Annotated in this window: 11 protein-coding genes; 7 read left to right on the top strand and 4 right to left on the bottom strand. The window is 44.7% G+C overall.

Features of this window, described 5'->3' with window-relative positions:
• A partial coding sequence (gene xdh / locus ACO4PX_RS00725) for a selenium-dependent xanthine dehydrogenase (protein WP_485570931.1) occupies positions 1-2,574 on the top strand: 2,574 nt, incomplete at its 5' end.
• Positions 2,575-2,950: 376 nt separating this feature from the next.
• Complete coding sequence (locus ACO4PX_RS00720) at positions 2,951-4,054, top strand: glycosyltransferase family 2 protein (protein WP_485570929.1); 1,104 nt, start codon at positions 2,951-2,953, stop codon at positions 4,052-4,054.
• 6 nt (positions 4,055-4,060) lie between these two features.
• Here ACO4PX_RS00720 and ACO4PX_RS00715 read toward each other — a convergent pair whose 3' ends face one another.
• Positions 4,061-4,627 carry a CD3073 family putative ECF transporter S component gene (locus ACO4PX_RS00715; RefSeq protein WP_485570927.1) on the bottom strand — a complete coding sequence of 189 codons (567 nt, stop codon included), beginning with the start codon at positions 4,625-4,627 and terminating at the stop codon, positions 4,061-4,063.
• Positions 4,628-4,744: 117 nt separating this feature from the next.
• Positions 4,745-5,233, bottom strand: a complete 489-nt coding sequence (locus ACO4PX_RS00710) for a CD3072 family TudS-related putative desulfidase (protein WP_485570933.1) — start codon at positions 5,231-5,233, stop codon at positions 4,745-4,747.
• Positions 5,234-5,911: 678 nt separating this feature from the next.
• On the opposite strand from ACO4PX_RS00710, the gene ACO4PX_RS00705 reads away from it, so the two are divergent.
• The 5 genes from ACO4PX_RS00705 to ACO4PX_RS00685 all read left to right on the top strand — a co-directional run bounded on the left by ACO4PX_RS00705 (position 5,912) and on the right by ACO4PX_RS00685 (position 12,652).
• Complete coding sequence (locus ACO4PX_RS00705) at positions 5,912-6,778, top strand: Spy0128 family protein (RefSeq protein WP_315376669.1); 867 nt, start codon at positions 5,912-5,914, stop codon at positions 6,776-6,778.
• Between the two features lie 300 nt (positions 6,779-7,078).
• Positions 7,079-9,829 (top strand): endopeptidase La, encoded by a 2,751-nt coding sequence (gene lon, locus ACO4PX_RS00700; RefSeq protein ID WP_485570925.1) that lies wholly within the window; start codon positions 7,079-7,081, stop codon positions 9,827-9,829.
• 401 nt (positions 9,830-10,230) lie between these two features.
• A complete protein-coding gene (locus ACO4PX_RS00695; protein WP_485570923.1) occupies positions 10,231-10,779 on the top strand; it encodes an ECF transporter S component in 549 nt (182 codons plus the stop codon).
• A 177-nt stretch (positions 10,780-10,956) separates the two neighbouring features.
• Entirely contained in the window at positions 10,957-11,502 is a 546-nt protein-coding gene (locus ACO4PX_RS00690; RefSeq protein WP_314634913.1) for a LemA family protein, read from the top strand.
• Between the two features lie 196 nt (positions 11,503-11,698).
• Positions 11,699-12,652, top strand: coding sequence for a DUF3137 domain-containing protein (locus tag ACO4PX_RS00685; protein WP_485570921.1), 954 nt, complete (start codon positions 11,699-11,701; stop codon positions 12,650-12,652).
• A 256-nt stretch (positions 12,653-12,908) separates the two neighbouring features.
• On the opposite strand, the gene ACO4PX_RS00680 is transcribed toward ACO4PX_RS00685, so the two are convergent.
• Both ACO4PX_RS00680 and ACO4PX_RS00675 read right to left on the bottom strand, forming a co-directional pair.
• Complete coding sequence (locus ACO4PX_RS00680; RefSeq protein WP_485570919.1) at positions 12,909-13,907, bottom strand: GHMP family kinase ATP-binding protein; 999 nt, start codon at positions 13,905-13,907, stop codon at positions 12,909-12,911.
• Between the two features lie 46 nt (positions 13,908-13,953).
• A complete protein-coding gene (locus tag ACO4PX_RS00675; protein WP_485570917.1) occupies positions 13,954-15,066 on the bottom strand; it encodes a cation diffusion facilitator family transporter in 1,113 nt (370 codons plus the stop codon).
• Positions 15,067-15,083: the final 17 nt, after the last annotated feature.

The raw sequence follows: 15,083 nt of genomic DNA, 5'->3' as shown, positions 1-15,083 counted from the left end.
TTTCGTTTTATTGTAAACGGAAAAGAGGTGGAAACAAAGGAAGATAAGCCTTTGCTTCGTTTTCTTCGTGACGATTTAAAGTGCAAGTCCGTAAAAGACGGTTGCAGTGAAGGAGCCTGCGGTACCTGTACCATTTTGATTGATGGAAAGGCTGTGCGTTCCTGTATTTTGTCTACCAAAAAGGCAGTGGGAAAGAACATTGTTACCGTTGAAGGACTGAGCCTTCAGGAGAAGGAGGCCTATGTCTATGCTTTTGGACGTGCCGGTTCCGTACAGTGTGGATTCTGTATTCCCGGTATGGTGATGAGTGCCAAGGCTTTAATCGATGTGAATCCGAATCCAACAGAAGAGGATATTAAGAAAGCCATCCGCTCCAACATTTGCAGATGTACAGGCTATAAGAAGATTATCGAAGGAATTGCGCTTGCGGCCAAGGTGCTTCGGGGAGAGGAAAAAATTCAGTCCGATCTGGAAACCGGAGAAGACTTCGAGGTTGGACAGTCTGCCTTCCGTGTGGATGTTCGAGAGAAGGTTTTGGGAACCGGAGAATATCCTGATGATGTGGAGATGGAAAACATGGTTTACGGAGGGGCTGTTCGTACAGAGTATCCAAGAGCCAAGATTTTAAAGATTGCTACAGAGGCGGCAGAGAGTCTTCCCGGCGTTCTTGCTATCTTAAAGGCTGAAGATGTTCCCAACAACAAGGTGGGACATATTCAGCAGGACTGGGATGTTATGATTGCCGAAGGGGACACAACTCGTTGCATCGGAGACGCTCTTTGCCTGATTGTTGCTGAGACTCCTTCTATTTTGGAGGCGGCGAAGAAGCTGGTGAAGGTAGAGTACGAAGTGCTGGAGCCGGTAAGAAGCATTGCAGAGGCTAAGGCGGAAAATGCGCCTAAGCTTCATCCTAACGGAAATCTTTGCCAGCAAAGACACGTAACCCGTGGAGATGCCAAGACAGCCATTGCGGGAGCAAAGTATGTAGTAACTGACAGCTTTAAGACCCCCTTTACAGAGCATGCCTTCATGGAGCCGGAGTGCGCCATTGCCTTCCCTTATAAGGACGGTGTGAAGGTTTATACCACTGACCAGGGTGTATATGATACCAGAAAAGAAATTGCCATCATGATGGGCTGGGATCCTTCCAGAATCGTGGTAGAGAACAAGCTTGTAGGTGGCGGATTCGGCGGTAAGGAAGACGTTTCCGTACAGCATATTGCCGTGCTGATGGCTTTAAAGGTGGGAAGACCGGTAAAGGTAAAGTTCACCCGTCAGGAATCCATCAACTTCCACCCCAAGCGTCATGCTATGGAGGGTACTTTTACTCTGGCTTGTGATGAAAATGGTATTTTCCAGGGCTTGGATTGTGAAATCTACTTTGACACCGGAGCCTACGCATCCCTTTGCGGACCGGTACTGGAGAGAGCTTGTACTCACTCCGTTGGTCCTTACACCTATCAGAACACCAATATCTATGGATACGGCTATTACACTAATAACCCGCCTGCAGGAGCATTTCGCGGATTCGGTGTGTGCCAAAGTGAGTATGCATTGGAAATGTTGATTGATAAGCTGGCTGAGAAGGTAGGCATCAGCCCCTGGGAGATTCGTTTCCGTAACGCCATCGAGCCGGGAAAGGTTCTTCCCAACGGACAGATTGCGGATTCCTCTACAGCCCTTAAGGAAACCTTATTGGCGGTAAAGGACATTTACGAAGCCAACAAGAGCAGAGCAGGTCTTGCCTGCGCAATGAAGAATGCCGGTGTAGGTGTAGGTCTTCCGGATAAGGGAAGAGCTAGAGCGGTTATTAAAAACGGTGTGGTAGAGCTGTATACCGCAGCTTCCGATATCGGACAGGGCTGCCGTACCGTATTTATGCAGATGATGCACGATGGTACCGGTCTTCCGGTGGAGAAGATTGATCTTTCCAAGGGTTCCACAGAGGATTCTCCGGACTCTGGAACCACTTCCGGATCCCGTCAGACTCTGATTACCGGTGAGGCGGTAAAGGGCTTAGCCGTAGAGCTTAAGGGAGATTTGGACAAGGTAGGCGGAGACCTTTCCGCATTGGAAGGAAAAGAATATTTCTTCGAGTTCTTTGATCCCACAGATAAGCTGGGCGCAGACCTTCCCAACCCCAAGTCTCACGTAGCTTATGCGTATGCCACTAACCTGGTTCTTCTGGATGAACAGGGACAGGTAACGGATGTATATGCTGCCCATGACTCCGGAAAGGTTGTAAACCCGGTTGCGATTCAAGGACAGATTGAAGGTGGAGTATTGATGGGAATGGGCTATGCCTTAACTGAGGACTTCCCCTTAAAGGACTGCGTACCCACTGCTAAGCTTGGAACCTTGGGACTGCTTCGTGCTAACCAGATTCCTGACATCCATGCCATCTATGTAGAGAGGGATACACCTATCCCCTTCGCATTCGGTGCAAAGGGTATCGGAGAGATTGCCAGCATTCCTATTGCTCCGGCCATTGCCAATGCTTATTATGCCTTTGACCATGAGTTCAGAACCAAGCTTCCTATGGACAATACCTTCTATAGAAAGAAGAAGGCATAACCCGGAATAGCAAAAATATAAGCTCATGAATAAGGGACTATAAAAATCAAAAAAAAATAGATTTTCGGCAATATAGGTCTAAATGAGGGGGTAGTCTGAGCCCGTCGGTACTTGCGAAAAACAAGAGAAACGCAGTTTTTCGCTTAGTATCCGCTACGAGGCGAAGCTAGCGAGAGCGTGCCCCAAATTTAGACCTATATTGCTTAGAAAACTATTTTGATTTTTACAGTCCCTTCTTATAATTAAAGGAAAACCCCGAGGTTAGGGAAAAAACCTGGATTATGGGAAAAAGCTTCCGAATAACGGTAGAAATAAAATTAATTTTTTGTTAAAATAGGAGCATTATGAATCTTACCGCAATGCCAAAGGAGTAAAAATGGATAAGGAAGCATTGAAGAAAAGAATATTTGCAGAAGGAGAAAAGGCTAAGGGCGGTGTAAACCGCTTTCTGGAGGAAGAAAAGCAGGAGCTGTCGCATGAACCGGAACGGAAGGTAGAACAGCCACAAGCTATCCTTCAGAACTCGGAAAAATCCGGCCTTTCCTTTAAAGCACGAAAAGCCAGAAGGTGCAGATTTTTTAAGACAGCAAAGGAGAAAACAGAGGCATTTATCGAAAAAGCCGCCGCTCATGCAGAGGAAAGAGGCGTAAGAGGGCTTCCGGAAAGAAAATTTATTGCGTTAAAGAAGAGAAAGAAGGTGTTGCATGCCTTTGTCATTCCCTGCTATGGAGAATCCTCTTATCTGGAAGCATGCATTCAATCTCTTTTAAAGCAAAAAAATCCATCTCCTATTTATCTTTGCACCGCAACTCCCAATGCATTTTTAAAGAGGATTTCCAGGGAATATCGTTTGCCCTTGTTTGTTCGAAACGGAGAGCCCTCTTTGGCAAGGGATTGGAATTTTGCTTTGGAGGTAGGCAGAAAGAGAGCAAAGCTGGTGACCATTGCCCATCAGGACGATTTGTATCATGAAGATTACACTAAGGCTGTGGAGCATGCCTATTCCCTCTATCCGGATGCCAGCTTGATTTTTACTGCGGTACAGGACATTGACGGTATGGGACAGAAGCTGCCGAATGTTGCCGAGAAAGTGAAAAGAATCCTACGACTTCCCTATCATTTTACCCATCATACGGAAAAGAGCCTCTGGAAAAAGCTTCCCCTGCTTTTTGGCAACAGCATCTCCTGCCCCAGCTGTACCTATGTGACAGCACATTGCAGAAGATTATTATTCAAAAATGAGTATCGTTTTATTACGGATTGGGATGCCTTCCTGCATTTGGCGGAAAAAGAGGGGCGTTTCCTCTATATTAAGAAGGCTTTGCTTTCCTATCGAAGACACGAAGAGGCGGAAACCAGAAAGCAAATGAAGAATAAAAACCGCCTGAAGGAAGAAAAGGAACAATTCCGAAAGCTTCACGGCAAGTTTTTGGGAGGTCTTTTGGCGAAGGTTTACAGCCTGTCCGGAAAATGGGCGTAGTTTCCTTTAGGCCAAGCTGAGGCTTCGTTTCATAGCTTGTCTTTGTAAGAGGAGGGACACCAGTACGCAGGACAGCAACTTATCCACCAAGTTTCCGCTGACTGCTCCAAGGTAAACGGAGGTAAAGAGCTCTTGACCGGATTGCTTTAAGGCCATAATCACCAAGTCTGTTCCGGATCCGGTCAGTCCTCCGAAGAGGAAGATACGAATGGGGGCTCCAACCATTGGGCATAAAATGGCTAAAAGCAGTCCGGTAAGGATTGCCTTGGGAAGGCTGAAGCCATTCTTTCCGACTTTACTGATTAGGGCTACCACGACTGCAACCACTACATTGACCAAGGCAAAGGGGATTGCGCTGGGGCTGGCTGTAAAGCCCATCAGGAGGTTGGTAGCTACTCCGGTTAGGACGCCGTAGCCCATACCGTAGCAAGCCGCAATGAAAATGGTGCCGATGGTATCCATAAAAAGAAGGGGTATCTTTAGCATACTGACAAAATCTCCAAAAACTACATTTACCACCACTGCCAGCGCACAAAATAGCAGGATTTTCGTATTCTTATTCAGCTTGTTCATTGCAATTCTCCTTTATTAAATTCCTGCTGTATCACTTACCGTACAGCACACATTTTTTCGTTTTTTCATAGTAGATTTTTCTTACTGCATTTCTTGAGTTTTTTTCATCTTTTTCACTTAAGCTTCAAGCTTTTCTTCTATGAAGGCAGTAAAGCGAGCTTTATATTCTTCCCATTTTCCGTCCTTCTCCTCTTCGTCATAAAATACCGGCACTTCGAAACAGGCCTGTGTCCAGTTTCTTCTTTCCATTTCTTCCATGTATTTTTCCATTAGAATTCCTGGGGGAGAGGAAAGAGAACAGCTGGGGCTTTCCTGAATCCCTAAAACTCCAATATAACTATAGCCATTTTTCTGATACTCCTCCAACTGCCAAAAAACCGACTCTAAAATTCTCCGACAATGTTCGGTATAGCCTTCCGTCTTTTCGTACTCGACCTTATTCATAGAGGGACGATTGCTTCCCAGATACAAGAATTCCGGACAGGGGAGCTGAATGATGCCTATTCCCCTCTTTAGAATTTCTTCGACCAGGGGAAAGGCGCCTTTTGCACGCTCCAAGCCATGCACCACAGCATTTTGATTCAAAACACAATGACTGACTACAATGATTTTCTTTGATGGATAAATAGCTATATCCTCCTTATAAACATTTTTATTCTAAATGCTTTTCCAATCTGTATGTTTTTAAAAACCCTCTTCTTTAGCTTGAAAGAAAAGGGATATAAAAAAAGAAAGATGAATTATAAAGCATATTAGAGATGAAATATCAGAGATGCAAAACAGCATAGGTCTAAAACGAGGGCAATCTGAGCTCGCCGGTACTTAGTGAAAGCGAGAAATAAGTGTTTTTAACATAATTATTTTTCCACATGATACTATCAAGATTAAAAATATTTGTCCAATTTTAAAACGTAATAGAAGGTCTTGATTATTTAAAATGACTATAATTATAAAGGAACTGTAAAATTCTTAAAAAGCTCAGCAAGGGAGCAGCTTCCAGGGAAAGAGAAAAAACAAAATATTATTAAAAAGCTTATATAAAATTGCAAAATGTGCCGATAATATAATTACTTATCAGAATATTGTGAAGATAAGGGCAAAGAACTGCCAAAGAAGGCAGCTCGTAGAGAGAGTAAGAAGGACTAAGCTTAGCGGTAAAAAAGAAAGTAATTTAGGAAGAAAGTCGCTTAGGAAGAAAGTCGCTTAGGAAGAAAGTCGCTTAGAAAGAAAATCATTAATGAAGTAAGTCAGTAAAGTAGGAGGAAAGGAAAGAGGAAAGAAAGCATGAAGGGAAAAAAGAGAATACAAATTATCGGTTTTTTTCTCTGCCTTTTGTTGGGGAATTCGTTGTTTGTTCCGAAGAGCTATGCCGCCGTTGCTCCGGTAAAAGTGGAGATTCCGGTGAGTTTGTATGCCGCGGGAGATTCATTCCCGGAGGAAGAATTTACGGTGGAGCTGGAACCGGTGATATCCGGTTCTAATTTGGTGCCGGATGAGAAAGAGATTCATCTCACTTTAGGCGCAGGAAAAACAAAGGAGGAGAAACGTTTTGCCCCCATTTCCTTTTCGGAGGAGGGAATCTATCAGTACGATATTCGTCAGAAAAAGGGCGATACGGAATATATGACCTATGACGATAGGGAGTATCTGGTTTCCGTAAAAGTGGAATTGCAAAACAAGGATAGTGCGGGAAATCCAAGACCTGCCTATCTCACTGCGGTATTGATTGTAACGGATCGAAATGATCCTCTAAAGCAGGATATGAAAAGAGGAGAAATTGCCTTTCATAACCGTTATGACAAGCCGAAGCCTCCGGAGCCGGAAACGCCCCCGGAGACAGTGCCGCCGGAGCCAACTCCTCCGAATCCGAACACCCCGCCCGGACCGGGTAATCCTCCCGGGGAAAGCGGCAAGCCCCCCGCTCCCATTGTGAGCCATGATCCCGGGGTTTTAGGGGTAAAGAAGCTGGAAATTTTTAATCCGATAGTGGAGATTCCGAAGATTTGTACCAAGATTTATCGTACGGCCAGAAATGTTGCCACCGGAGATGAAAGCGGAATGTTTTTCTTCGGCGTGTCCTTCAGCCTTTCCCTTTTTGGCATCAGCCTATATTTTTATAAGAGAAGAGGAAAGGATTTATCTTCCGAATAAGCGATAGGAAGAAAGTAAGGAGAGAAGCTTCCGAATAAATATTAGGAAGAAAAGTAAGGAGAGAAGCTTCCGAATAAATATTAGGAAGAAAAGTAAGGGATTTATCTTCCGACTATGCCTCATAAAGAGCTAAAAAACAGTCTAAATCGAAAGAATTTCTAAAGACCTTGACACCCTCTTAGGAGGGTGTTATTCTTTGAAAAGATTTAGCACTCGAAAATGATGATTGCTAACAAATGAGAAAAAACGTAAAGGAATGAGGAAGAAGAGAAGAAGCTTTTTTCTTGTTTCAGAAGGGATATGTATATGAGTATGCAAGATATTTTGGAACAAATCCGTTCCCTTTTAAAAAAGAAGAAAAGGGGGCGGATTTCTGCCATTTCTCGGGATATTCCTCAGGATATGCTAAAAAAGCAGAATTCTAAACAGGGAAATGAAGCACAAAGCTCTACGGGACAAAGAGCCCAAGGGCAAGGTTCTGAAGCGCGAAACTCTGTAGGACAAAAATTCGGCGGGCAAAGTATCGGAGTACAAAGCACCGAAGGGCATAATGCCGTAGCGCCTGAGACGGAAGAGCAGAGCCTTGCAAGGCAAGAGCAGAACACAGCGGCCCGGAACGCAGAATCGAATACAGCGGCACAAAGCACAGGACAAAACGCAGTGGAGCAGAGTGCAGAGTCGCAAAACGGTATAGAACGAGCCAAAGACAATATGACAGAGTATAGAGGAGGAAAAATGATGCGGGTAATTCCAGTTTATAATATGATGGTTCTTCCCCATTCCTACATTTATTTCCAGGTACAAAGCTTTAAAAATATTGCAGGACAGGAAATCAGACAGGACGACCATGTATTACTGGCTGTTTTAAAGGAAGACAGCTTTAATACCAAGGATTTAAGGAAGGAAGAGTTCCACTCCGTTGCGGTAGAGGGAAGCGTTACGGAAATCAGCGGAGACGGCTATGTGGTGGTTCGTACAGGACAGAGAGTGAAAATTCTGGAGCTGACTCAAAAAGAAGGGGAGCCCCTGTTACTGGAAACTGCCCCATTAAGGGATATTGAGGACTTGGATCGGGAAGATTCCGACAGAAAGCTAAAGGAAATCAAGGCGGAATTAAAGACTTTGGTGGACCGTTTTAGGGCGGGAAGCATTATGCAAACCATGATAGACCAGTACGGCTCTATCCAAGAGGTAGCTTGCATTCTTTCCCCCTGGCTTAGTTTGAAAAATGAAGAGCGCTACCAGGTACTTAAGGAGGACAGACTTTCCGTTCGTACCAAGATGCTGGAGCAGATTCTTTATGAATATGTAGAGGTCACCAAGGTTACCTCCGATGCCAGAAATCAGCAGCAGGAGGACTACCAGAAGCTCTATAAGGAGCAGGCTTTACAAAAGCAAATCGACTATTTGCAAAAAGAGCTGGATGAGATGCACCCGGAGAAGGTTTCCGATTTAAGAAAGCTGGAGCTTAAGATTGAAGAATCCGGCATGAATGAGATTGCCAAGAAGGAAGCCTCTAAGATTTTAAATCGTTTGAAAAATGAAGGTACCAACGGGCAAGAGGCAGGTATGCTCTATGATTACATGGACTTTGTGACAGGACTTTCCTGGAAGAAGGAAGAGCAGAAGAGCATTGACCTGGACGAGGCGGAGAAGATTCTTTCCGAAGACCACTTCGGCTTAAAGAAGGTAAAGGAAAGAATGATTCAGCAGATTGCTGTCATGAACTTAAAGAAACAGCAGTCCGGTTCCATCCTTCTCTTTGTAGGTGCTCCCGGAACGGGAAAAACCAGTATTGGAAAGAGCATTGCCAAGGCTCTTGGCAGAAAATATGTCCGGGTAAGTTTGGGCGGTGTGCGAGATGAGGCGGATATTCGAGGTCACAGAAGAACCTATCTGGGGGCTATGCCCGGAAGAATTATGGACGGTATCCATAAGGCGGGAGTTTCCAACCCGGTTATGGTATTGGATGAGGTAGATAAGCTTTCCTCCTCCTATAATGGAGACCCTGCAGCAGCCTTGCTGGAGGTACTGGATCCGGAGCAGAACAATACCTTTACGGATCACTATATGAATGTACCTTATGATCTTTCCGATGTACTCTTCATTTGCACCGCAAACACTACGGACAGTATTCCCGCACCTCTCCTAAACCGTATGGAGGTGATTCAGTATCAGGGCTATACTCCCAGGGAGAAATTTGAAATCGGTAAACGGCACCTGATGAAGAAGGCTTTGAAGAATGTAGGACTTCAGCCGGAAAATGTGGAGCTTAGTGATGAAGCTTTGGAAAGCATCATCTCCGACTACACCAGAGAAGGCGGTGTGCGAGGACTGAAAAAGCGTTTGGATACCCTTTGCAGAATTGCCGCTGTACATTTGGTAAGAGGAAAGGGCGAGAAGATTACCGTAGGAAAAGAGGATCTTCAGGAATACCTGGATATGAATCCTCTTCATCATAGAGCTGTGGAAGAAAAGGGAAGAGCCGGCGTGGTCACAGGTCTTGCTTGGACCGCGGTGGGAGGAGAAATCCTCTTTATCGAGACTCTTGCTACCAAGGGAGAGGGCAAGCTCACCATCACCGGACAGTTGGGTAATGTAATGAAGGAATCTGCCCAGATTGCCATCAGTCTGGTGAAGTCCATGTTCCCGGAGAAGGCAAGCTTCTTTAAGGAAAATGACTTGCACATCCATGTTCCTGACGGAGCCACCCCGAAGGATGGCCCCTCAGCAGGTGTAACCCTCACCGTAGCCTTATCCTCCTTGGTGACAGGACAGGCGGTTTGCCCTCAGATTGCCATGACAGGAGAAGTATCTCTGGAAGGAAAGGTAAATCCAATCGGAGGACTTCCGGAGAAGCTGATGGCTGCGGAGCGTGCAGGGGTAAAGACTGTCTTGATTCCCAAGGCAAATGTAGATGACCTTCGGGATGTACCGGAAGAGGTAAAGGATAAGCTGGAGATTCGTCCCGTGGAAAATGTGGATGAAGCTTTGTCCATCTGCGGCATCGAAAAGGGTGAGGAAGTTTCCACAGAAAACGCATCCGAATAATCAAAATGAGGCTGTAAAAATCAAATTGAGGCTGTAAATAATCAAAATAATATAGAAATTTTCGGCAATATAGGTCTGAATGAGGGGGAGTCTGAGCCCGTCGGTACTTGCGAAAAACAAGAGAATCGCAGTTTTTCGCTTAGTATCCGATACGTAGCGAGGCTAGCGAGAGCGTGCCCCAATTTCAGACCTATATTGCTTAGAAAATTATTTTGGTACTTACACTCCATTTTACAGCCTCATTTTTCTTTTGTTTTATAGGGAAGCAACGAATGAAGACAAAATAGATAATAAAATATCATTTTGAAAATAAAAAATTATACATATTTACAAATCTGCTGTTTGGAGATATAGTCCTTAATGTTAGAAAAAACCAGTTTATTCCTTGAAAGGAGCTGCACATGTCTACAACATCAGTACAGAAGCATACGAAATCCGGTTTTACTACATTGGGAATCGCAATCACGGCGGTGTTGATTGCACTATCTACTTTGCTTACGATGTTTACCAAGATTCCCGTGCCCGGTATTCGGGGGTATTTTAATGTAGGAGATGCGGTGATTATGCTGGCGGCTCTTCTTTTGGGACGAAAAGAAGGAACGCTGGTAGGTGCCATCGGTCCAGCCTTGGCGGATTTGCTTTTGGGCTATGCGGTATTTGTTCCGATTACCTTTTTGGTAAAGGGAATTGAAGGCTTTTTGGTAGCTACCGTCTACGGCAAAAAGAAAAGCTTTTCCTCCGCTCTTTTGGCGACGCTTATCGGTGGAGTGATTATTGTAGTAGGATACTTTGTAGCGGAAAGCTTCGTTTTTGATTTTGGTGTAGCCTCTGCAGGAATTTTGACCAATACCATTCAGGCGGTGATGAGTGTGTTGATTTCCATGCTTCTTTATACCGCTCTTCGGAAGATTCCTTTTATTGCAAATTTTTCCAAGCAGGTGCAAGAGTAAAGAAATTTCTTGAATTTTTCAAGTTTCTTAGTATAATAAGCAACGAAACTATTTTTTACTGTTTTCTGCCGAGATTTAAGAAATCTGCTTGAATTCTTTGGCAAAGAAGCTTTGCACGTAAGTGCCCTGACCTTAGGAAAAGAGCTCAGGGCGACCGGAAAAAAGGAGGAACTGCATATGGTTTTAGTACCCATTATCCTTATCGTAATTGTTCTTGTTTGGTTTATCGGACAGAGCAATATGCTGAATCGTTACATGGTTATTATTGAAGAATCCAAGAAGACCGTGGATATTACCTTGGTGAAGCGGTTTGACACCATTTCGGAAATGTTAAAGGTGGCTAAGGCCTATGCCAAGCATGAGGAGAAGGTATTTACCGAGCTGGTAGCTTTGCGTCAGGGAGGAAGTATTCAGGATACGAACCGTGCGATTGCCAACCAAAATGATGTATTGGCACAGATTCGTATGGTAGGAGAGAATTATCCGGAGCTTTTGTCTTCTAAGCAATTTTTAAACCTGCAGTCCGAGATTGTCAGTGAGAATGAAGATTTGGCAGCAGCAAAGCGGATTGTAAACAGTAATGTACGTGTATTCAATCAGGCTGTTGTAAGCTTCCCCACAAGTCTAGTGGCAGGAATCAAGGGACTTGGTAAGGTGGATTTTCTGCATGAGGATTTAGAGGGGAAGAGAAGTTTAGAGGATTTGGATTACAATATTGATTAATAGAATAAAAAACATTTGCTCAGAACGGGCAAATAGCTTAAAGCCCTGATAAGTGTGTATGGCAGGCGGAAAAGTCAAGATATAGGGATTTTTCTGCCTGCTTTTGTGATAAAACAAATGCATCGGATGGCAATAAGGCAACTTGAAGTTTAGCTTGGCGTAGCCTAAAGCAGCTCAATGTATAGAAAGGACATCTATGTTAGGAACTTTGGAAGAGGATTTACAGAAGATTGAGGACATGGAGGACAGCGCGGAGTTTCAAATGAAGCTTCAAGGGCTTCGGAAGAGAATGTTGGATATCAAAAGGTGGTCTACAGCAAAATACCTTGCTCTGTTTCTCCTGCTTTTACTATTTCGTTTTGCCGCAACGAAAAGCATGCTTACTTGGATACTTTTGATTGGTGGCGGTTTTTTGGTTTATTACAATATGAATCATAAGCTGCCGGGAATGTTTTTCGGTAAGCAAGAAAGCCTTCAGGATGTTTATGCCAAGGAGGTTCTGGAGCCGCTACTACAGAACTTTTATCCGGACCTAACGGTGGAAAAGAAGGGAATTGCCCTGGAGGATGTGGTAAGATTCACCCCAAAGTCTCAAAAATACCTGCAAGATACCTTTCTGTTTTTTCACGATGACAGAGGACTCCTTATGGGGAATCTGGAGTCTTATCATACAACAGGAGGAAAACATTCCACCACGGTGTATGATTTTACAGGACAGCTGTATTGTATGAAGAGTCCGGTGACAGTGCAGGGAGAAGTTCGCATTGTCCCTACGGATAGAGCCTTTCTTTTAAAAAATGAAGTCCAGTACAGATATCCCGGCTGCGGAAAAGGGGAGATGAAGCTGGATACGGAAGACATTCAGCACAATGAGCATTTTGACATCTATGCCACGGATGAGTTTGGAACAAGACGCTTTTTAACCCCGGAAGTGCTCAGGGTATTTTCCGAGAAATTTGCAGGACAGGAGCTTTCAATCTATATCAAAGGAGATTTGCTCTATATCGCCATTTACAGCGGCCACAAAATGTTTAGAGCCCCTTATACAGAAGCAGATATTAATAACCTCTCCTTCGCGGAGGAGTATAAGAAGCTTCGGGGCTCCTTAGAGTATATCGAAGACATTTGCAAGGCCTTCGAAGAAAAATAATAGAGGGATGGAAATTAATAGAGAGATGGAATAAAGGTAATACATTTCATGCTGTAACGGTCTAAAATTCGGGCACGCTCCCGCTAACTTCGCCTTCGTATCAGTACTAAGTTCAAGCTTCACTTTGTTCGCTTTCACTAAGTACTGACGGGCTCAGATTACCCTCTTTTTAGACCGTTACGCATGAAATAGAATCACATTGCCTTGAATATTTCCATCCCTCTATTTTTATCGTAAGAGACCTTGCCAATGCCTTTTACTCCTCCAGACGCTCCGGAGCGTAATATAACACCTGCGTGCCGTCATTTTCAAAGGAGAAGGGCACATGAATCAAGTTCTTCATGGCTTCTAAAACCTTTCCCTGCTTTTCCTTCTCCACATAGAAGAGGAGGAAGCCGCCGCCGCCGGCACCAAGGAGTTTGCCGCCAAGGGCTCCTGCCTGACGACCTTTTTCGTAAAGGGCATCAATGCTGTCGGTACTGATGGTTTTTGCGGTTTTTCGCTTTAATTCCCAGGTCTTATGCAGAAGTCGACCGAAGTCATTTAAATCCTTGTGCTTATCCTGTAACACATCCTCTGCTTCCACCAGCAAAGTCTTCATCTCGGACAAAAGACTTAACTTGTCCTGAGGGGAGGATTTTTTATTTTCCTTTTGTACCTCGGAGGAAAAGCGGGTGAAGCCGGTGAAGAAGAGCATCAGATTCTCTTCCAGAGCCTTCTTTCTTTCCGGGAAAATGAGGATGGGGCTTACGGTATAGCCGTTTTGGGAAAATTCGATATGGTTCAAGCCCCCAAAGGCTGCGGCAATCTGATCCTGCCAGCCGCCGGATTCCTGACAAAGCACCCTTTCCAGATAAATGGCTTCATCCGCCAGGGTTTTCTTTCCCACATACTTTCCCTTTAAGGCGTGGAAGGCATGGAGCATGCCCACCGCGAAGGAGGAGCTGGTGCCAAGGCCGGAACGGGCGGGAAGATCCGCCTCGTAATTCAAACGAATCTTCTGCATATCCAACATTTTCATAGCCTCACGAATAGCAGGGTGCTGGATTTCCTCGAGGGAAGAGACTCTTTCCGTCTTGGAGTAGGAAAGCTCCGTGCTATAGTCGAAAAAAGGAGGCAAATGCCGGACATTCACATAGCAGTATTTGTCAAAGGTGGTGGAGAGCACCGCTCCGCCATGCTCTTTGAAATATTCTTCCATATCGGTGCCGCCACCGAAAAAGGACATTCTAAAGGGGGTTTTGGTAATAATCATGTTTGCTCCTTATTGGAATTTGATTTTCACTTTTACAGTATAGCATTTAATCGGAAATATCCAAATCCCGGGTAATCAGGAACTGGTAGTCAGGGAATTTTTCTTCCAATTCTTTCCGAATATTGGCAATGAGGCCGTCACTGTCTTTTTCCTCAAAGTCTACCACGATATCCATGTGAATTCGTTTTTTCTCTTCTTCCACATAGAAACCGTGCATTTGCAAAACATGCTCCTTGGACAGAACCAGGTCATGAATCTCTTGCTGGAGCTTGAGGAGCTCCTTATTTTCCGTGTTGCGGGAGTAAATGCTGATTCCCGCCATAACCACGTGGAACTTTTTGTATATTTTCCGCTCGATTTTTCGCATGAGGGCATCCAGCTCTGCGGCGTGCATGGTATCCGCCACCTCAATATGGGCGGAAGCCAGGTAGGTATCCGGACCATAGTTATGGAGGAAAAGGTCATAGGTGCCGAAAACCCCGGGAATGGCATTGATGGTTTCCTTAATCTCTTTGGTGAACTTGCTGTCCGCTCTGGCTCCCAGAATCTGGGAAAGGGTTTCCTGTAAAAGCTCCCAACCGGTCTTCAGGATAAAGAGGGAAATCACCACGCCTACATAAGCCTCTAAAGAAATCTTGGTAAAACGGAAAAAGAGGGCGGACAGAAATACGGATAAGGATAAAATGGCATCATTTCCCGCATCTTCCCCGCTGGCAATGAGATTTTGAGAATTTACCTTTTCGCCCCTGGACTTAACAAAACGGCTTAAGAAAAATTTCACCAAAACCGCTACGAAAATAATCACTAAGGAAATCACACTGTAGCTGGGCTCCTCCGGGTGGAGGATTTTCTTTCCCGATTCGATTAAAGATGTGAAACCGGCGTAAAGCACTAAAAGGCTGATGATGCTGGCGGTAAGATATTCGATTCGGCCGTGTCCCAGAGGATGCTCCCGGTCCGGTGCCTTATTGGCCAGGCGGGTTCCCACAATGGTAATTACGGAGGACAGAGCATCCGTTAAGTTATTGACCGCGTCCAGGGTGATAGAAATGGAGTTGGAAAAAATTCCAACTCCTGCTTTAAAGCCGGCCAAAAACAGGTTGGCCAGAATTCCGATAATACTGGTTTGTACAATGACTTTTTCTCTATTTTCTTGCATAGAATTCCTCTTACTCT

It is taken from the genome of Oribacterium sp., from assembly GCF_057249185.1.
Note: the sequence above shows the minus strand (reverse complement) of the source record. Positions and strands in the feature narration are given on the sequence as shown.